Genomic DNA, 19065 nt, shown 5'->3' on the forward strand with positions numbered 1-19065 from the left:
ATGCACACCCTGTCCTCCCGGTGGCGCTCGACCTCCCTGCGCTCGCAGCTCATGGTGCTCACGGGCCTGCTGCTGGCGCTGTCCATCCTCGTGACGAGCTTCGTGGCGATCTCGGTGCTGCGGACCTCGCTCCTGAACGACATCGACCGCGGGCTGCGGGACTCCGTCCAGGCGGTCTCCACCGTGCTGGTGGCCGACATGGGCGGCGCGCAGGGGGCCCAGGTGCCGCACGCCGGGTTCCTCCTCGACGCCGAGGGCGAGATGCTCGCCGAGGCGGTGCACACGCCGGACGGAGTGCTCGAGCGGCGGCCCGACCTGTCCCAGATCGACCTCGAGCACGTGCGGGAGAACCCCTTCGAGCCGACGACCGTGAGCTCCGTGGACGCCCCGGACCACCGGTGGCGGGTGGTCGCGGCCGAGACGGAACGGCTGAACCTCGTGGTGGCGGTCGCCGAGCCGCTCGACCGCATGAACGCCATGCTCAGCGCGGTGACCCTCCTGACGCTGAGCTTCGGCGTGGCGACCCTGTTCGCGGCCATGGCCGTCGGCTGGGTCCTGGTCACCCGCGCGTTCGCGCCCCTGCACCGGGTGGAGCAGACCGCCGCCCGCATCGCCGAGGGCGACCTCTCCCAGCGCATGGAGGGCTACAACCGGCAGACGGAGATCGGCCAGCTCTCGGCGTCCCTCAACGCGATGCTGGGCCACATCGAGGACGCCTTCGACGCCCGCACCCGCTCCGAGGCCAAGCTGCGCCGGTTCGTGGCCGACGCCTCCCACGAGCTGCGCACGCCCCTGGTGACCATCCGGGGCTACTCGGAGCTCTACCGGCACGGCGCCCTGCAGGACCCCGAGGACGTGGCCGGCGCGATGTCCCGGATCGAGTCCGAGGCCAAGCGGATGACGCAGCTCGTGGAGGACCTGCTGATGCTGGCGCGCCTCGACGAGCGGCGGCCGGCCGAGAACGTCGACGTGGACCTGCTCCACCTCGCGTTCGACGCCGCCGGGGACGCCCGGGTCTCCGCCCCCGACCGGCGGATCGCGGTCGAGGGCCTGCGCGGCGGGACACCGGTCTCGGCGTGGGTGCACGGCGACGAGTTCCGGCTGCGCCAGGTCGTGGCGAACCTCGTGACCAACGCCCTGCGCTACACCCCGGAGGGCACCCCGATCGAGATCGCGGTGGGCGTGGAGCGCTCGGTCGACGACTCCTTCAACGCCGTGCTGCAGGTGCGCGACCACGGCCCGGGCATCCACGGCGAGGACGCGGAGCGCGTGTTCGAGCGCTTCTACCGGGCCGACTCCTCCCGCACGCGCGAGACCGGCGGGACAGGGCTGGGGCTTTCCATCGTGGCCGCGATCGTGCAGCAGCACGACGGCACCGTGCGGCTCACCGAGACCCCCGGCGGGGGCGCGACGATGACCGTGCGCGTGCCGGGCATCGAGCCCGCCGACGACGCCCCGGAGGTGTGACCGGGCCCGTCAGGACTCGTAGGTGCCCTGGTGGAAGCGCAGCTGCCAGGGCCCCAGCTCGTTGCGGGAGTCCTCCCGGACCCACAGCGAGCTGCGCAGGCTCGTGCGGTCCCCCGCCGTGAGCCGGTAGACGAGGTGCACGGCCGCGGGACCGAGCTCGGTGGCCGTCAGCACGTGGACGTCCACCGCGCCGAGGGCCGGTTCGCGGGGCAGCCGGTCGAGGACGTCCTCCCGGGACCACCACGAGCCCGAGGCCCCGACCTCGGCGAAGCCCTCGTGCAGCAGCTCCCCCAGCCGGCCGGGGTCCGCCCTGACCTCCGGGCGCAGCAGGTCCCGCTCGAGGGCCTGGACGGTCTCCCCCGCCGTCCGCCCGCGGGCCAGCTCCTCCTCGTGGGCGAGCAGCTCGCTCAGCAGGTCGGGGTCGTGGCGGTCCTCCAGCGCCTCGGGCTCGGGGGCCTCCGCCCGGTGCCGGCCCTCCACCGGCCGGGAGGCCGGGGACCGGTGGCCCGGCCCGTCCGGACGCGGGGCGGCGCCGTCGAAGCCGGGTCCTTCGGGCGCGGGCCGCCCGGTCTGGAACGCGGTGGCCACGGCCCGGGCGCGGAGGTCGGCGGCCTCGTTGAGCTCGTGCCCGGCGTGACCCTTGACCCACTCGAAGTGCACGTCCCGGCCCGCCATCGCGGCGTCCAGGGCCTTCATGAGCTCCACGTTGAGGACGGGCTTGCCGTCCCTCTTCTTCCAGCCCTTCTTCTTCCAGCCGGGCATCCACTTCGTGATCGAGTTGATGACGTACTGGCTGTCGCACAGCACCCGCAGGGGCTCGTCGCGGCGGTGGGCCGTGGCCTCGAGCAGGTCCAGGACGGCCTTCAGCTCGCCCATGTTGTTGGTGCCGTGGGGCCATCCGCCGGCCCGCCAGGTGTTGTCGTCGATGTACCAGGCCCATCCCGCGGGCCCGGGATTGCCCAGCGCGGAGCCGTCGGCGGCAGCAGTGATCGTCATGGATCCCATCTTTTCACGGCGCCGGGACCCCGTGCGCCACGGCCCTGGTGCGCCACGGGCTCAGTCGCCGGGCTCCTGCTCGAGCCGCTGCTGGGCGACGTCGCGCACCCCGGCGACCTTCGACAGCTGCACGGCCGCCGTGCGCAGGTCCGTCTTGCCGTCCAGCCGCAGGAGCAGCTCCACCTCGGCGCCCTCCGCTCCCTCGACCGTCCGGCTCGAGACCACGGAGGCGCTCAGCTGCAGCTCGTCGACGACCGTGAAGACCTCCCGCAGCACGCCGTGGCCGTCCTCGTAGCGCAGCCGGAGGCCCTGCGGGGCCACCATCCCGGGCAGGCGGCGGGAGAGCGGGGTCAGCACGATCGCGGAGACGAAGTGCAGTCCCGTGGCGACGACGGCGAGCGGCACGAGCCCGGCCCCGCAGGCCATCCCGATGGCCGCCGAGAGCCAGATGCTCGCGGCCGTGGTCAGCCCGTGGACCACGTCCCGGTTCGTGAAGATCACGCCCGCGCCCAGGAAGCCGATGCCCGTGATGATCTGGGCCGCCACGCGGGAGGGGTCCGGTCCCGCGTCGATGCCGGGCAGGGCGCCGAAGCCGTAGGCGGACACGAGGGTGAAGACCGCCGAGCCCGTGCCGACCAGGGCGTGCGTGCGCAGGCCCGCGCTCTTGCGCCGGAGCCGCCGTTCGAGGCCCACCAGCGAGGTGAGCGCGAAGGCGATCAGCACGAGCGCGAGCTGGACGGGGACCGCGTCCCACACGACGACGCCCACGGCTCCTCCTCCGGCAGCTGGTCCTGATGATTGAACACCATTTCCGGGTCCGCGGCACCGGATGCAGGGACGACGGGGCGGGGACGACGACGGGCACGGGGACGACGACGGGCACGGGGACGACGACGGGCCGGGCACCTCTGCGAGGCGCCCGGCCCGTGCCGGATGCGTGCTGGGCACGCTCGACGGGTCAGCCGTCGATCACATCATGCCGCCCATGCCGCCCATGCCGTCGTCGGCACCGGCGCCGGCGCCCGCGGGCTCCGGCTTGTCGGCCACGACGGCCTCGGTGGTGAGGAACAGCCCGGCGATGGACGCCGCGTTCTGCAGCGCGGACCGGGTGACCTTGACCGGGTCGTTGATGCCCGCGGCCATCAGGTCCTCGTACTCGCCGGTGGCGGCGTTGAGGCCGTGGCCCAGGGCCAGACCGCGGACCTTGTCCACGACGACGCCGGCCTCGAGGCCGGAGTTGATGGCGATCTGCTTGAGCGGGGCGTCGATGGCGACCTTGACGATGTTCGCGCCGGTGGCCTCGTCACCCGTGAGCTGCAGCTTGTCGAACGCCTTCTGGCCGGCCTGGATCAGGGCCACGCCGCCGCCGGCGACGATGCCCTCCTCCACGGCAGCCTTCGCGTTGCGCACGGCGTCCTCGATGCGGTGCTTGCGCTCCTTGAGCTCGACCTCCGTGGCGGCACCGGCCTTGAGGACGGCCACGCCGCCGGCCAGCTTGGCCAGGCGCTCCTGCAGCTTCTCGCGGTCGTAGTCCGAGTCCGAGTTGTTGATCTCGGCGCGGATCTGGGCCACGCGGCCCTCGATCTCCTCGGCAGTGCCGGCGCCGTCGACGATGGTGGTCTCGTCCTTCGTCACGACGACCTTGCGGGCCTGGCCCAGCAGGTCCACGGTGGCGGTCTCGAGGGAGAGCCCGACCTCCTCGGTGATGACCTGGCCACCGGTGAGGATCGCGATGTCGGCCAGCTGCGCCTTGCGGCGGTCGCCGAAGCCGGGGGCCTTGACGGCCACGGACTTGATGGAGCCGCGCATCTTGTTGAGCACCAGCAGGGCCAGGGCCTCGCCCTCGACGTCCTCGGCGATGATCAGCAGCGGCTTGCCGGCCTGCATGACCTTCTCGAGCACGGGGACCAGGTCCTTGACCGCGGAGATCTTGGAGTTGACCACGAGGATGTAGGGATCCTCGAGGACGGCCTCCTGGCGGTCGGCGTCGGTGACGAAGTACCCGGACAGGTAGCCCTTGTCGAAGCGCATGCCCTCGGTCAGCTCGAGGTCCAGCCCGAAGGTGTTGGACTCCTCGACTGTGATCACGCCCTCCTTGCCGACCTTCTCCATCGCCTGGGCGATGAGGCGGCCGATCTCGGGGTCGCCGGCGGAGATCGACGCCGTGGCGGCGATCTGCTCCTCGGTCTCGACCTCCTTGGCGGAGGCCAGCAGTTCCTCGGTGACCGCGGCGACGGCCTTCTCGATGCCGCGCTTGAGGCTCAGCGGGTCGGCGCCGGCGGCCACGTTGCGCAGGCCCTCCTTGACGAGCGCCTGGGCGAGCACGGTGGCGGTGGTGGTGCCGTCACCGGCGATGTCGTCGGTCTTCTTGGCGACCTCCTTGACGAGCTCAGCGCCGATCTTCTCGTACGGCTCGTCGAGCTCGATCTCCTTGGCGATGGACACGCCGTCGTTGGTGATCGTCGGGGCGCCCCAGGCCTTCTCGAGGACCACGTTGCGGCCGCGCGGGCCGAGGGTGACCTTGACGGCGTCGGCCAGGGTGTTCAGACCCCGCTCGAGACCGCGGCGTGCCTCTTCGTCGAAAGCAATCATCTTTGCCATGTGACTTCGTCCCTCCTGGACGGTAGACAAACGGTCGACCTCCACGGTGCCCGCGACGGACGGTGCGCCCGACGGCGGAGTCTTCCCGACGCCGTGCGGCACCTCACCGTGGTGGTTGAGGTGTCACTCCTGTGCCGGTGGCTGCCCAGGTCGGGCCGGGGACCGAGCCATTAGCAGTCCACACGACTGAGTGCTAATCGCAATCTTGGCACTCGTCCCCGGAGAGTGCAAACCCCTGAGCCGATTCCGCTCAGCCCTGCCACTCCTCGCGGAGCACGCCGTAGACCATGCGGTCGTAGTACTCGCCCCTGACCCTGCGGGCCCGGCGGATCCTGGCCTCCTCCGTGAAGCCCAGCTTCTCCGCGACCCGGCACATGCCCACGTTGCCGCTCCACGTCTCGAGGTCGAGGCGGTGGGAGTCGGAGCGGGCGAAGAGGTAGTCGGTCCACAGGCGCAGGGCCTCGGTGCCGTAGCCGCCGCTCCAGTGCTCCGGGGAGTACACGGTGATGCCCAGGGAGCGCAGCGGCAGCAGGTGCGTGCCGTCCCCCGCGTCCTCCGTGGGCTTCTCCGACCAGTACCAGGACACCTGCCCGATGAACCGGTCGTCAGCGGCGTCGGCGATGACCATCGTCTCGCGCGGGTCCGGCCAGTCCCCCGCCGCCACGCGCGCCCGGAGGGTGCCCAGCCAGCGCTGGGCGCCCTCCGCGGTGAAGTTGGGGTAGAACGGGCCGTCCGTGCGCTGCCACTCGTGCTCGCCGCCGCCGGCGGGCGGCATGATCCACCTCTCGTAGGCGGCGAGATCCTCCTCGGTCCAGTCGCGGAGGCGGACTCTGCGTCCTTCGATCTGCACTGCGGTTCCTTCCGGTGGCGTCAGGCGTCGGTGTCGTCGGGGGTCGGTGTCGTGCGAGGCGGGTGACGCCGGGGGCCGACGTCGTCGGGGTGGGTGAAGCGCGGTCCGCCGCGACCCGGGACGGATCAGGGGCCCGCGGACGTGCCGGCAGGTGCCGGGGCGGCGTCGGCGGGGGCGTTGAGGAACGCGAACACCCCGACGCCCAGGGTCAGCACCCCGGCCAGGACGATGGCGGCGAGCTCCCGGGCCCCCACGCGGACGGTCGGCCGGAGACCGCGGTGGGCGCCCTGGCGGGGACCCTCCTCGGGGACGTCGTCGAACTCGTCGTGCGGGTACTGGGTCACTCCTGGCCTCCTCGCTGCCGGCGCAGCCGCGCCACGAGCATCGGGTCGTGCTCGAGGGCGGCGCGGGTGTCGATCAGGACGTTGAGCCGCTGGTAGTAGTGCGTGGGCGAGAGCTTCAGGCGGCGGCGGATCTCCATCTCCTTCGCCCCCTGGTACTTCCACTGCAGCTTCTCGAGGGCGAGGATCTCACGGTCGACGTCGCCCAGCCCCGTGCCGGACGGCTCGCCGTCCGGCTCCGGACCGGCCGCGGCGTCCTCGTCCGGCACCGGCTCGGGTGCGGTGTCCCGGTCCGGCTCCGGCCCGGCGCCGGGCGCGTCGTCCTCGCCGGTCACCGCGACTCGGCCCGGGGCCGCACGGAGACGGTCGTCAGCTGCGCGTCCTCGCCCGCGTCCACGACGGCGCGCACCGCCGCGGCCACGGACTCCGGGCGGATGTAGCGCTCCGGGACGTAGTCGTTGCCCAGGCTCGCCTGGATGTCGCGCTGCATCTGCGTGTCGACAGGACCGGGGTGCACCGAGCTGACCACGATCCCGTCGGCCTCGACCTCCTGGCGGAGCGAGTCGGCGAGCGCGCGCAGCGCGAACTTCGAGGCCGCGTAGACGGCGTCCCCGCCGCGGGCGGTGAGGCCCGAGCCGGAGTTCAGGAACACGACCTTGCCCCGGGCGGCCCGCAGGGCGGGCAGCAGGAGCCGGGTCAGCTCGGCGGGGACCACCACGTTGAGCTCGAGCTGCGCCCGCCAGTCCGCCACGGAGGCGGCCTCCACCGTGGTGCGCCCCGCGAGGGCCGCCGAGTGCACGAGGACGTCGACCCGGTCCAGGTCGGCCACGACGTCCGGCAGGGCTGCGACGTCGGTCAGGTCCGCGGCGCGGACGGTGACGTGCGGGAGATCGGCGAGCTCGGCCAGCCGGCCGGCGTCGCGGCCCAGCGCCAGGACGTCGTGGTCGCGGGAGAGGTCCACCACGCACGCGCGGCCGATGCCTCCGGTGGCCCCGGTGACGACGGCGCGGGGTCGGGTCTCGGTCGGGGAAGCACTCATGCGCCCACTCTAGCCAGTCCCCCGCCGCTCCCGCCCTCCCCCGGGAGGGAACGGGACGGCGCGGTGCCGGCCCCGGTATCCTGACCCGCAGCCGACCACGCGGAGGAGCCCCATGGCAGCCGACCCCCACCCCACGGGAGACCCCGGGGCGGACCCGGACAGCGCGGACAAGCCCTCGTCGCCGGCGCAGATCACCAAGCCCTCGTGGGGCTACATCCTGCGCCGGTCGGTCCACGAGTTCCGCCGCGACGCCTGCACGGACTCGGCGGCGGTGATGACGTTCTTCGCCGTGCTGTCCGTCTTCCCCGGGCTGCTCACGGTGGTGTCCACGCTCGGCGTCGTCGGCCAGGCCGAGGCGACCACCAGGACCCTGCTGCGCCTGCTGGACGAGTTCGGGGCTCCCGAGGGGGCCGTGGCCGTGCTGGAGGGGCCGATCGGCGAGCTCACCGCCTTCCCGTCCGCGGGCCTGGCCCTGGTCACCGGCCTGGTCGGCGCCCTCTGGACGGCCTCGGGGTACGTGCGGGCCTTCGGGCGGTCCATGAACCGGATCTACGAGGTCGAGGAGGGGCGGCCGGTCTGGAAGCTCTACCCCCAGATGATCGGGGTGACCCTGTCCCTGGTGGTCCTGGTGGTGGGCATGATGCTGCTCCTGCTGCTCTCCGGTCCGGTCGCCGAGGCCCTGGGCGGTCTGATCGGCCTGGGCGGAGCGACCCTGCAGCTGTGGCAGGCCGCTCGGGTCCCGGTCCTGCTGATGCTGCTCGTCTTCATGATCGCCCTGCTGTACTACGCGACCCCGAACATCCGGCAGCCGAGGTTCCGGTGGCTCAGCATCGGCTCGGTGGTCGCCATCCTGGTCATGGTCGCGGCGACCACCGGGTTCAGCTTCTACGTGTCCAACTTCAACAACTACAACGCCACCTACGGGGCCATCGGCGGGGTGATCGTCCTGCTGCTGTGGCTCTGGATCATGAACATCGTGCTGCTCGCCGGGGCGGAGCTCAACGCGGAGATCGAGCGCGGCCGCCAGCTCCAGGCGGGGATGGAGGCCGAGGAGAACCTGCGGCTGCCGCCGCGGGACCTCCGGGGCGTCCGGAAGCTGGAGGCGAAGGAGCAGGAGCTGGTCGCCGAGGGCCGGGCGCTGCGCCGCCGCCACTCCGGCACCAGCACCGGCACCAGCCCTAGCACCGACACCAGCACCAGCACCAGCAGCAGCACCGGCACCGGCAGCAGCCCCAGCACCGACACCAGCACCGACACCAGCACCGGCTCCGGCACTGGGGGCACCCAGCACCGGGGCGCCGGTTCCGGGAGCACCCGGTACCGGGCCGCCGCTCCGGGGACGGGCGCCCCGGCCGGGGACCGTGCGGGACCGGCCTAGAGTGGTGCCCAGCACCGCCGCGCCGTCACCGCATCCGCACCGTGACCCGCGCTGGGGACCAGCACCGAAGACCCGCACCGACCGCCCGCACCGACCACCTGCACCGAGGAGCACCGTGAGCGAGCCCCAGCCCCTGGACGAGATCATGGCCCCCGACTGGGCGGAGGCCCTGGCCCCGGTCGAGCCGCAGATCCGGCAGATGGGCCGGTTCCTGCGCGAGGAGCACGCCGACGGGCACCGCACGCTCCCGGAAGGCGCGGCGGTCTTCCGGGCCTTCCAGGACCCGCTGGAGCAGGTGCGGGTGCTGGTCGTCGGCCAGGACCCCTACCCCACGCCCGGCCACGCCATGGGTCTCTCCTTCTCCGTGCAGCCCCACGTCCGTCCCGTGCCCCGCTCCCTGCAGAACATCTACAGGGAACTGCGGGAGGACCTCGGCGTCGAGCCGCCCGAGCACGGGGACCTCTCGGCGTGGTCGCGGCAGGGCGTGATGCTCCTGAACCGGGTCCTCACCGTGCGCGAGGGGGCGCCCGCCTCCCACCGCGGCCAGGGCTGGGAGACGGTGACGGAGCGCGCCATCCGCGTCCTCGCCGACCGCGGGACCCCGCTCGTGGCGATCCTGTGGGGACGCGACGCCCGCAGCACGGCCTCCTGGCTGGACGGGTTCCCCACCGTCGAGTCCGCGCACCCGTCCCCGCTGTCCGCGTCCCGGGGCTTCTTCGGCTCCCGGCCGTTCTCCCGCACCAACCAGCTCCTCGAGCAGCAGGGAGCGGAGCCCGTCGACTGGCGGCTGTGAGCTGGGCGGCCGGCGGGGCTCCGTTAGGGTGGGCGGCATGACGACGACCCCCCGAGCCCGGCCCGCGAAACCCCGCAAGCCGCAGCTGAACCTGACGGTGCGCTCCCGCGAGCAGCTGTCCCCGTCGATGGTCCGGGTGGTCCTGGGCCTCGACGAGCCCGAGCGCTACACGGACATCGACCCGCCCGAGAAGTACGTCAAGCTCGTCTTCCTCCGCCCCGGCACGGAGCACCCCGATGCGGAGCACCCCGGCACGGCGCAGCCGACCCCGGCGGAGCCCGGACGGAACCCGGACTACTGGGAGCTCAAGGAGACCCTGCCGGGCGACCGCCAGCCCGTCACCCGCCACCTCACGATCCGCCGGTACGTGCCCGAGCGGCACGAGCTGTGGATGGACTTCGTGCTCCACGGCGACGACGGCTTCGCCGGCCCGTGGGCAGCCCGCGCCGAGCCCGGGGACCGCATCATCGCCCTGGGTCCGGGCGGCCGGTGGACGCCCTCCCCGGACGCCGCGTGGACCCTGATCGCCGCCGACGACGCCGCGGTCCCCGCCGCGCTCGCCGTCCTTGAGGCCCTCCCGGCCTCGGCGCAGGGCGAGGTTGTCCTCGAGGTGGACTCGCCCCGCGACGTCCAGCCGGTCTCCGGTCCTGCGGGGATGGCGGTGCGATGGGTCTTCCGCGCGGACGACGGGCCCGGGGCGGATCCTGCCCTGGTGCGGGCCGTGCGCGAGGCCGGGTGGCCCGCGGACCCCGGAGGGGTGCAGGTCTTCGCCCACGGCGAGCGGGAGCTCATGAAAGCCCTGCGCGAGGAGCTGTTCACCCGCCGCCGGCTGGAGCGGGACCAGGTCTCGCTGTCCGGCTACTGGGCGCGGGGCCGCACCGAGGACGCTTTCCAGGCGGAGAAGAAGCTGCCGGTCGGCCAGATCATCTGACCCGGCTCCGCGGGCGCCGGCCGCACTCGCTGCGAGCGTCCGCCCTCGGTCGGACCGTCGGCTTCCGTACGTGCAGGCCTCCCCTCGTCCCCGAGGCCGGAGCAGGCGCGGTACCAGGGTTCTGCCCCGCACTCGCCCCGGCGCCTGCACCGGCTGAGGCCATCGGGTGCGGGCCCAGGATTCTGTCCCGCGCTCACCCCTGCGCCGGCACCGGCTGAGGGCATCCGGTGCGGGCCCGCCTGGACCGTCGTCGTCGTGGTGCCCCCGGACGTCGACGCCCCAGGTGCTGACGGGTGCCGCCGGATGCACGGTCGAAGCCGCCCGGAGCCGCCCTTGTGGTGTCGGACCTGGTGGAGACCATGGATTATGACCATCACCGCCGGACGGCCGTGGAACCGGGAGGGCACCCTCCGGGAGGACAGGACCGCGGCCGGGTTCGACCGGGAGTACGCGGGCGCCGTGGCCGAGCTGGTCGGTGACGCCCGGGCGGAGGCCCGGGCCGCAGGCCGGCAGCTCCGGACGATCCACCGGATGTGGCAGCTGCAGGAGCAGGCCCACGAGCAGCAGCAGACGGACCGGGCGCGCCGGTGCCATCAGCGCGCCCGTGGTCGCGGTCAGGACCTCCCGGAACCGGAGAAGCGCACGGTGCTGGACGTGGCCGACGAGATCGGTCCTGCCCTGCGGCTGCCGGCGGGCACGGCGGTGCGACGGGTGGAGAACGCGATCCTGCTGGCGGAGTCCCTGCCACGGGTCCTGCAGGCCCTCGAGGCCGGGACCATCGCCCTGCGGCAGGCCGAGGTGATCGTTGACCTGTGGCGGGATGTCGTGGACGGTGCCGGCCGGGTGCCCGAGCAGCGGGCCGCCGGCGAGGCCGTGGCCCGCGTCGCGGACGAGCTGCTGGAGAAGGCGCCGGCGGTCACCGCGGCGCAGCTGCGGGCGCTGGCCCGGCGGCGGCGGGCTCGGCTGCTCGCCGGCTCCGAGGAGGCCCGCCACCGTGCGGCCCACCGTGGACGCCGGGTGTGGGTGGAGCCCGAGGAGGACGGCATGGCGCGGCTGTGCGCACTCCTGGACGCGGCCACCGCCCATGCCGTCCAGCACCGTCTCGTCTCCATCGCCGCTCGGGTGGACCCGCACAGCCCACCACCGGACGGGCCGGGGGCTGCCGGTGACGGCCCCTGCGGCGGGAAGGACCTCGACCCGGGCCACGGGGAGGGCGGCCGGCGCACGGCGGGGCAGCTGCGCGCGGACGTGCTCGCCTCGCTGCTGCTGGACGGGGAGCCCACCTGGATGCCCGAGCACCTGCGCGGGATCCGCGGACAGGTCACGGTCACCGTGCCGGTGCTCGCCCTGCTGGAGCGCAGCGCGCAGACGCCCGACGACGGGCATCCCAGCGGGTCGCCGGGCACCGGCCGGGGCCCCCGCAACGAACACCCCGGCGGATCACCGATCACTGGCGGACACGCCCGCGACGGCCGTTCCGACGGGTCAGCGGACACCGGTGGAGATCCCCGCAACGAACACCCCGGCTGGTCACCGACCACCGCCGGACACCCCCGCGACGGGCACTCGAGCGGATCGTTCGACACCGGCGGAGGCCCCTGCGCCGGGGACCCGCCGGGGGCCACCGACTGCGCGGAACTGGCCGGCTACGGGCCGATCCCGGTGAGCGTGGCCGAGCGGATCGCCGCCGGCGCCGGGTCCTGGTCGAGAGTGCTGACCCATCCGGTCACCGGCACGGTCCTGGACCACGACCGCACCACCTACGCCGTGCCGGCCGACCTCAGGCGCCGGCTGCGAGCGCGGGACGGCACCTGCCGGTTCCCCGGATGCCGGCGCCGGGCGGAGCGCTGCGACCTCGACCACACCGTGGCCTGGGTCGACGGCGGGCGGACCGCCGCTGACAATCTCGCTCACCTGTGCCGCCACCACCACGTCCTCAAGCACCGGCACGGCCCGCTCGGGCGCTGGCAGGTCCGGCACCGCCACCCGCGGACCCCGGAGGGCGTCCTGGAATGGACTTCGCCGGCAGGTCGTGTCCATGTGACCTATCCCCAGGAGCATCACCACCCCGTGCTCACACCGCTGCGGATCCTCGACGACCTGCGCATCGATCCACGGCCGCCGTGCGGGTCACCGCGGTCCGAGCCACCGCCGCTGTCCGGACCACCAACGGCCGGACCGCCGCTGTCCGGACCACCATCGGCCGGACCGCCACCGCTGTCCGGACCACCGACAGCCCGGCCGCCGTCGGCCGAGGCCCCGTGGACGTTCCGAGGCCCGGTGTCCTCCTGCGGCCCCCGGCCCCACGACGACCCACCGCCGTTCTGAACCGTCCCCGGTTCGCTGCCGCTCCGATGCGGGTGCCAGCACCGAGTGACCCGGATCGGCGGGTCAGCGGCGCCGGTTGCGCCGGGAGCTGGTGCCGTTGAGGTGTCCCACGAAGGGGCGCATGAGGTACTTGCCGAGCACCACCCCGGAGGCCAGGGCCACGATCGAGGCCATGGCGTTGACGAGGCCCACGATCCCGGGGCCGTAGGTGTCCGTCTCCACCGTGATGGTGTACATGCCCCGGAAGATGGACAGCCCGGGCAGCAGGAACGTCATCGCGGGGATGGCCAGGACCAGTTGGGGAATCCGGTGCCGGGCCGCGAGCACGGTCGCCACGCACCCGCTCGTGATCGCCGCGAGCGCCGTGTCCAGGCGGGCTCCCACACCGGCGGCCATGCCCGTGTGGTACACCACGAGGCCGCCGAGGGCGGCCACCACGGTGGAGAGCACGTGCCGGGGCTTGGCCTGCATCGTGACCGCGATGAGCCCGGTGGCGATCAGCATGAACACGGCGTTGGTCAGCGGGCTCACCGGGTCGAAGGCGCTCTGCGAGACGTCGACCCGGGGCATGCCGGCGTACCCGGCGATGGAGATGCCCCCCGCGATCCCGGCGACGATGCCGAGGAACGCCATCGACGTGGACAGCAGGCGCCCGGCCGCCGTGACGGGGAAGCCGTTGATCGCGTCCTGCATGGTGGAGACCATGCGCGTGGTGGGCAGGAGCAGGATGATCCCGCCCGCGATGACGCGTGTCGGGGACAGGTCGAGGCCGCCCCAGGACAGCAGCAGGGCCATCGTGGTGAGGATCCCGGACTGGGCGGCCATGGTGAAGAACTCGGGGATCCGCCAGGCGCCCAGTCGGTGCGCCACGAGCTGGTTGAGGATCGAGGACAGGCCGGCGACGAGGGCGCCCAGGACACCGCCGCCGATGCCGGCGGTGATGGTCATCGCCGCGGCGGTCGTGGCCGCCCGCACCATCCACCGCGGATAGGGCTTGGGCTTGGCGTTGATCGCCTCGAGCCGCCGCTCCGCCTCACCGCGGGGCATCTCCCCGCCCGTGATGTCCGCGACGAGCTGGTGCGTCTCGGCCAGCCCCGCGTAGTTGTCCGTCCAGGAGCGCACGACCCGCATGACCGTGTGGCTGTTGGTGTCCGGGTCGTTGAAGACGTCCTCGCGGGTTCGGGTGTCCCCGCCGTCCGGCTGGTCGTCGGCGATGTAGTTGATCGTCACGGCCTGGTTGGTGATGTCCACCTCGACGTTCTCGACCCCGTAGGTGGCGCAGACCGCGATGATGGCGTTCTCGACGTCGAGGGCGTCGGCGCCGTAGTGGAACATCGTCTCCGCGAGCCGCAGGGCGAAGTTCAGGGTGCGCCGGGCCTGCCGGCTGGTGGACTCCCCGAACCGGCGCAGGTTGGCGAAGGGCGAGGCGTTGAGCCGCTCCACCACGCGCATGGGGGCTGTGGGGGCCGCCTCCCCCTGGAGCATGGACCGCAGCCGCGAGCGCCCGCCGGGCCGGGCCCCCTGTGCCCGGGTGGAGGGGTAGGCGCCCCGCTGCATCCGATCGGAGCTCTTGCCGGGCGCCGGGAGGGGACCCATCGTCGTCGTCTCCGGGCGGGAGACGGGAACGGTGTCGGTGCGGCGGCGCCGGCGGGCCGCCGTCGCGAGGGGCACGGTCTCGGCGGCCGTGAGCGGCTCCTGGCGCTGCTCCGGCTCGGGGACGCCACCGTGCCGGCGGATCAGGTCCACGCTCAGCACGGGCAGCGCCTGCGGGGCATCGGGCACCACGTCGGCCGCTGCGGTCCCCGCGCGGCGCCGGGCGTGCAGGGCCTGGGCCTCGGTCGGGCGCACCGCCGGCAGTCCCGCACCGTGCCGGGCGACCGGGCGGGCGGCGCCCGTGAGCGTCGTGTCCCCGCCGGGCCCGAACGGCTCGACGACGTGGGCTTCGGGCTCCTCACCCCCGTCCGACGAGGGGTAGGCGGCGAACGGGCGCAGGGGGGCGCGCTGGTCGGTCACCACGCGGTGTTCCTCCTTCCGTGGCGCGGGGGCGGGGGGCCGCCGGACGGTCGGGGCCGGATCAGTAGAAGGGCTGGCCCGTGCGGCGGACCCACAGCTGGCGCTGGACCTTCTCGGCCACGTTGGTCCAGACCGCGTACTTGGCCGGGCTCAGCACCTGGTCGTGGACGCCCACGAAGTCGACGACGGTCTTGGTGAAGCTCGTCTTGAACAGGCCCAGCCCGTAGTAGGGGTGCTCCTTGTTCTTGAGCTGGTCGCTCGGCGGGGTGCCGCAGAAGTCGTACTCGACGATCCCGTGCTCCCGCATGAGGTCCGTGATCGCGGTCCACTGCAGCAGGTGGGAGTCACCGTACTGGCGGCGCCGGGGCTTCGACCCGCCGTCCTTGTAGGTGCCCTTGTTCCCGTAGGCGATGACGTAGGCGCCCACGGACGGCTCACCGTCCTCGTAGGTGAAGTACAGCCGGCCCTGGCCGGCCTGCTCGAACGTCGTCCAGAACTTCGCGTAGTACTCGTAGGAGCGCAGGTTCACGTTCGCGTCGCCCTGTCCCACGGTGTCCATGAGCGCGTACATCCGGCGCATGTTCTGCTCGGTGAGCTCGACGCGTTCGACCGTGCAGCCCTCGCGCAGCGCCCGCCGGACGGCGTTGCGCCCACGGGAGTGCAAGGACTTCAGCACGGCCTCCTCGTCGCGGTCGGTGTCGAGGATCGCGGTGGAGTCGTTGGGCTGGATGTTGAAGGACTTCTTCAGCCCGGCCCGCGCGAGCACGCCCCGCGCGTAGTCGGAGTCCAGCACGTCCGGCTCGATCTTGATCGCGAACACGTTCAGCTGCTGCTCGGCCACGAACCGGGCACTGGCCGCCGCGATCCCGGGGATGTCGTCGACGGAGGCGACGTCGGGGCCCTTGATCATGTACCACAGCCTGCCCAGGGCAGGCACCTGCTTCTCGAGGACCAGGTTGTAGGAGGCCTGCCCGCCGTCGGCGGGCTCGTGCACGAGGTGCCGGGGCCGCCAGCCGTGGTCCGCCTTCACGTCCGCGAAGGACGCGGACTGCAGCATGTTGCCGCCGTGGGGGTTCGCCGTGACGTGGGCGTCCCAGTCGGCGATCTCCTGGGCGGTGGCGAAGCGTGCGGTGAACTCTCGCAAGGCTCTCTCAATCGTCGGGGTCGTCGGGGCCGGCCGGCCGGGGACGGCCGGCGGACCGGTGCACCGGCGGGGGCCGGCCCCGGTCAGTCTAACCGCGCAGGCCTGAGCGGCTTCTGAGCCGTGCCGGACGTCCGTCCGCGCCCCCGCGGACCGCTCCCCCGCCCCGGATCCCGGACGGACCCCGGACGGCCCCGGGGACCGTGCTGTGTATTCTGTTCAGGCGGTTCGCACCGGCAGGTCCGCGGCTCGCACCAGATGCAGCCCGCACCGATCCCCGGAGCGGTCCCGAGCAGGGAGGTGGCCGAAGCCGTGGGTGGACCGGGCGGGCGCTGGAGCATCGCGCGCGCCGCGGTGCTCGTGACCGGACTGACCGCCGTCTCCACCGTTCTCGGCTTTCTCCGGGACGTCGTCGTCGGCGCCGTCTTCGGCGCGGGGGCCGAGCTCGACGCGTGGCTCGTGGCCCAGGGCGTGCTGAACGTGGTCCTCGGCCTGCTCGCCTGGGCGATGGCCCGCTCCGTGACTCCGGTGACGTCCCGGGAAGCCGCCCGGGAGCGCGCGGACGGCACGGGCTGCCGCGGCCACCGCGGCTTCGAGGTCTCCCTCACCGTCACCGTCGTCGTCCTGGGCCTGGCCGCCGTGGTGACGGGCCTGCTCGCGGAACCGGTGACGACCCTGCTCGCTCCCGGGTTCGACGACGCCCAGACCGCCACGGCCGCCTCGCTCACCCGCATCGTCCTCGTCGCCACGGTGCTCGTGGCCGGCACCGACCTGCTGGCCTCGCTCGTGCAGGCGCACGGCCGCTTCGCGTGGTCCTCCCTGCAGGGCGTCCCGTTCAACCTGGTCATGATCGCCGCGGCGGGCCTGCTCGGGCCCCGGTACGGGATCTCGGCGCTCGCCGTGGGCTACGTGGTGGGCTCCGCGGCGCGGCTGCTGATGCAGGTGCCCCCGGTGCGGTCGCTCGGCACCCGGCTCCGGCCCCGGTGGGAGCTGCGGGACCCGGGCTTCCGGGAGATCGCCCGGCTGGTGCCGCCCATGCTGGTGGGCAACGCCGTAGTCAACATCAACACCCTCGTCGACCGGGCGGTGGGCTCCACGCTCGGCGACGGCACGATCACGGCCCTGACCTACGGCTGGCGCCTGGTCGACCTTCCGGAGACCGTCGTCATCGCGGCCCTGCTCGTCCCCCTGTACCCGGCGCTGGGCGCCGCCGCGGACGACCGCCCCGAGCTGCGCCGGCTCGTGAACCGCGGGCTGTCCGTGGTCGTCACGGTGCTCACCCCGGTGTGCGCGGTGTTCGTGGTCGCGGCCGGGCCCCTGGTCGCCACGGCCTTCGGGCACGGCGCGTTCGACGCCGGGGACGTCGCGGCGACGGCCACCGCGGTCGCCTGGTACGCGCCGGCCCTGCTCGCCCTCGGCGTCCGCCAGGTGGTGGTCCGGGCGTCCTACGCCCTCGGCGACTCCCGCGGGCCGGTGGTCGTGGCGGTGCTGGCCATGGTCGTCAACGTGGTGGGCGACCTCGTCCTGGCCCCCGTGCTGGGCCTCGCCGGCATCGCGGCGGCCACGAGCGCGTCCCTGGTCGTCGCGGCGCTGCTCAACGCGTGGCTGCTGCACCGCCGCCACGCCGGGCTGGACACCCGGGGGGCGACCGCCCTCGTGCTCCGGGCCCTGGTGCTGGCGGCCGTCGCGGTCGCCGCGGGCCTGGGCGCGCGCGAGGCGCTGCCCGCGCTGCCGTCGCTGGTTCTCGCGGCGCTCTGCGCCGCCGTCGTGGGCGGGACCTACCTGCTCGGGCTCGTCGTGCTGCGGGCTCCCGAGCGCCGCCTCGTCGGCGAGACGCTGCGGACGGTGCGCCGACGGCGCTGACGAGCCGACCGGCCGCCCGACCGGGAGCGGATGCCGCTCCCGAGCCGCCAGGTGGCCAGGTGCCACGTGGGGCCGGGGTCGCGCAGGTCCCACACGCTGTGCTGGGCGCCACGGCCCCAGCGGAGGGTGTCGGCGACGTCCGCGGCCAGACCGCCGCGGCGCTCCACGGACGCCCGGCGCAGGTCCCCGGCGAGCCAGGCGTAGCGGACGCCGGTCCGGGCGTCCGGCAGGTCCGGCACGGGCCCGCCGAGGACCAGCCTGCCCCACGCGTCGGCCAGCCCGGGGCGGGCGGCCTCGGCCAGAGCCATCGAACCGAAGAAGCGGCCGTTGAGGTCGATGAGCTGCGGGACGCCGTCGTCCCCGGTGAGGAACTGCAGCTCCACGAGGCCCCACCAGCCCAGCTCGCGCAGCAGCACCTCGGCGCGCGCGGCGAGCTCCTCGTCGACGGGCACCGTCCGGGCGCGGGCCGAGACGCCGTTGGGGGTGGGCCACAGCCGGGAGGTGACCTGCTGCACCCGGCCGTGCAGGCGTCCGTCGTGGTGGACCCCGATCAGGGCCCCGAGGGTGCCGCGCACCGGTGCCTGGAGCACCGGCTCGGCCCCGGCCTCCCGGATGCGCCGGACCTGTCCCGCCGCCGCGGGGGCGTCCCGGAAGAGCTTGGCCTCGATGCGGTGGGGCCGGGTCTGCCCCGGCGCCCAGTGCGCCCGGCACTTGACGACGACCGGGCCGTCCCAGGCGGCGAGCGCCTCGTCCGTGGCCGTCAGCGTCCGGGGAGCGCTCAGCCCCGCCCGGGCCGCCCGGTCCGCCAGGCCGACCTTGTCGAGGGCCGCCGCGACCACGTCGGGGCCCGGGTGCGCCACGGCCGCCGGGATGTGCTGACGGTACGCGGAGACCGCGGCCATCCAGTCGTCGCCGGCGCCGAAGACGAGGTCGTACGCTCCCTCCGCCACGGCGCGGCGGACGCCGTCGATGAAGCCTGCCCCGTCGCCGCGCGGGCGCGGCACCTCGTGGCGGACCGCGGCCGCCCGCGTGGCGCCGAGCATGCCGGGCCCGTCCGGGGTGCCGACGCCCACGTGCCAGCCCGCCCGCTCGAGCGCGCGCGCCGCCGCGAGGGCTCCCCGGTCCCTGCCCGTGCCCACGATGAGCGCCCGTCGCTGCGCCGGCGCGGCGCTCTCCGACTCCCGGCGGCGGTGGTCGAGCGGTGGTCGGTCGGCGGTCATCGGTCCTCCATCGAGGTGGGCGGGCATCCCTTCCACGGTAGTCGCCGCACGTGGGAGACCGTGAAACGCGTGCGCGGCCACGGACCGGGTCCGGGCTCGGCACA

General features: G+C 74.0%; 16 protein-coding genes. 6 read left to right on the forward strand and 10 right to left on the reverse strand.

What is annotated here, in order from left to right; all coding sequences use genetic code 11:
- Positions 1–1467, forward strand: coding sequence for a sensor histidine kinase (locus ACPYN7_RS02275; RefSeq protein WP_058874289.1), 1467 nt, complete (start codon positions 1–3; stop codon positions 1465–1467).
- Between the two features lie 9 nt (positions 1468–1476).
- Here ACPYN7_RS02275 and ACPYN7_RS02280 read toward each other — a convergent pair whose 3' ends face one another.
- From ACPYN7_RS02280 to ACPYN7_RS02310, 7 genes are all read right to left on the reverse strand, one after another.
- Positions 1477–2463: an RNase H family protein gene (locus ACPYN7_RS02280; protein WP_424346566.1), complete on the reverse strand. Its 987-nt coding sequence runs from the start codon at positions 2461–2463 to the stop codon at positions 1477–1479.
- A gap of 60 nt (positions 2464–2523) precedes the next feature.
- The gene (locus ACPYN7_RS02285; RefSeq protein ID WP_424346567.1) at positions 2524–3231 is read right to left on the reverse strand and encodes an MgtC/SapB family protein; all 708 of its coding nucleotides are present in this window, start codon (positions 3229–3231) and stop codon (positions 2524–2526) included.
- Positions 3232–3432: 201 nt separating this feature from the next.
- Positions 3433–5064: a chaperonin GroEL gene (gene groL, locus ACPYN7_RS02290; protein WP_058874286.1), complete on the reverse strand. Its 1632-nt coding sequence runs from the start codon at positions 5062–5064 to the stop codon at positions 3433–3435.
- A gap of 250 nt (positions 5065–5314) precedes the next feature.
- Entirely contained in the window at positions 5315–5914 is a 600-nt protein-coding gene (locus ACPYN7_RS02295) for a GNAT family N-acetyltransferase (RefSeq protein WP_424346568.1), read from the reverse strand.
- A 125-nt stretch (positions 5915–6039) separates the two neighbouring features.
- Positions 6040–6258, reverse strand: coding sequence for a hypothetical protein (locus ACPYN7_RS02300; RefSeq protein WP_058874284.1), 219 nt, complete (start codon positions 6256–6258; stop codon positions 6040–6042).
- Entirely contained in the window at positions 6255–6590 is a 336-nt protein-coding gene (locus ACPYN7_RS02305) for a DUF3263 domain-containing protein (RefSeq protein WP_331457114.1), read from the reverse strand. The genes ACPYN7_RS02300 and ACPYN7_RS02305 overlap by 4 nt, the downstream gene beginning before the upstream one ends.
- A complete protein-coding gene (locus tag ACPYN7_RS02310) occupies positions 6587–7294 on the reverse strand; it encodes an SDR family oxidoreductase (protein WP_058874283.1) in 708 nt (235 codons plus the stop codon). The genes ACPYN7_RS02305 and ACPYN7_RS02310 overlap by 4 nt, the downstream gene beginning before the upstream one ends.
- Positions 7295–7406: 112 nt before the next feature.
- Here ACPYN7_RS02310 and ACPYN7_RS02315 point away from each other — a divergent pair, with 112 nt between their 5' ends.
- The 4 genes from ACPYN7_RS02315 to ACPYN7_RS02330 all read left to right on the forward strand — a co-directional run bounded on the left by ACPYN7_RS02315 (position 7407) and on the right by ACPYN7_RS02330 (position 12724).
- A complete protein-coding gene (locus tag ACPYN7_RS02315; protein WP_424346569.1) occupies positions 7407–8672 on the forward strand; it encodes a YihY/virulence factor BrkB family protein in 1266 nt (421 codons plus the stop codon).
- 115 nt (positions 8673–8787) lie between these two features.
- Positions 8788–9465: a uracil-DNA glycosylase gene (locus ACPYN7_RS02320; RefSeq protein ID WP_058874282.1), complete on the forward strand. Its 678-nt coding sequence runs from the start codon at positions 8788–8790 to the stop codon at positions 9463–9465.
- 37 nt (positions 9466–9502) lie between these two features.
- On the forward strand, positions 9503–10396 hold the full coding sequence (locus tag ACPYN7_RS02325; protein ID WP_424346570.1) for a siderophore-interacting protein: 894 nt from the start codon (positions 9503–9505) through the stop codon (positions 10394–10396).
- 366 nt (positions 10397–10762) lie between these two features.
- The gene (locus ACPYN7_RS02330; RefSeq protein ID WP_424346571.1) at positions 10763–12724 is read left to right on the forward strand and encodes a DUF222 domain-containing protein; all 1962 of its coding nucleotides are present in this window, start codon (positions 10763–10765) and stop codon (positions 12722–12724) included.
- 63 nt (positions 12725–12787) lie between these two features.
- Here the strand turns inward: ACPYN7_RS02330 and ACPYN7_RS02335 are convergent, their stop codons facing one another.
- A complete protein-coding gene (locus ACPYN7_RS02335) occupies positions 12788–14740 on the reverse strand; it encodes a threonine/serine ThrE exporter family protein (protein WP_424346572.1) in 1953 nt (650 codons plus the stop codon).
- A gap of 58 nt (positions 14741–14798) precedes the next feature.
- Positions 14799–15881 carry a lipid II:glycine glycyltransferase FemX gene (locus ACPYN7_RS02340; protein WP_424346573.1) on the reverse strand — a complete coding sequence of 361 codons (1083 nt, stop codon included), beginning with the start codon at positions 15879–15881 and terminating at the stop codon, positions 14799–14801.
- Positions 15882–16190: 309 nt separating this feature from the next.
- Between ACPYN7_RS02340 and murJ the strand changes: the two genes are divergently transcribed.
- Complete coding sequence (gene murJ / locus ACPYN7_RS02345; protein ID WP_424346574.1) at positions 16191–17741, forward strand: murein biosynthesis integral membrane protein MurJ; 1551 nt, start codon at positions 16191–16193, stop codon at positions 17739–17741.
- Here the strand turns inward: murJ and ACPYN7_RS02350 are convergent.
- Positions 17657–18961 carry an ATP-grasp domain-containing protein gene (locus tag ACPYN7_RS02350; RefSeq protein WP_424346575.1) on the reverse strand — a complete coding sequence of 435 codons (1305 nt, stop codon included), beginning with the start codon at positions 18959–18961 and terminating at the stop codon, positions 17657–17659. The two genes, murJ and ACPYN7_RS02350, sit on opposite strands and share 85 nt — an antisense overlap.
- Positions 18962–19065: the final 104 nt, after the last annotated feature.

This window comes from Kocuria sp. CH-021 (genome assembly GCF_049716185.1).
Lineage (GTDB): Bacteria > Actinomycetota > Actinomycetes > Actinomycetales > Micrococcaceae > Kocuria > Kocuria cellulosilytica.

Coding starts and splice junctions, on each gene's coding strand:
- ACPYN7_RS02275 (WP_058874289.1), top strand. CDS start 1: ATGCACACCCTGTCCTCCCGGTGGCGCTCGACCTCCCTGCGCTCGCAG.
- ACPYN7_RS02280 (WP_424346566.1), bottom strand. CDS start 2,463: ATGACGATCACTGCTGCCGCCGACGGCTCCGCGCTGGGCAATCCCGGG.
- groL (WP_058874286.1), bottom strand. CDS start 5,064: ATGGCAAAGATGATTGCTTTCGACGAAGAGGCACGCCGCGGTCTCGAG.
- ACPYN7_RS02310 (WP_058874283.1), bottom strand. CDS start 7,294: ATGAGTGCTTCCCCGACCGAGACCCGACCCCGCGCCGTCGTCACCGGG.
- ACPYN7_RS02315 (WP_424346569.1), top strand. CDS start 7,407: ATGGCAGCCGACCCCCACCCCACGGGAGACCCCGGGGCGGACCCGGAC.
- ACPYN7_RS02325 (WP_424346570.1), top strand. CDS start 9,503: ATGACGACGACCCCCCGAGCCCGGCCCGCGAAACCCCGCAAGCCGCAG.
- ACPYN7_RS02330 (WP_424346571.1), top strand. CDS start 10,763: ATGACCATCACCGCCGGACGGCCGTGGAACCGGGAGGGCACCCTCCGG.
- ACPYN7_RS02350 (WP_424346575.1), bottom strand. CDS start 18,961: ATGACCGCCGACCGACCACCGCTCGACCACCGCCGCCGGGAGTCGGAG.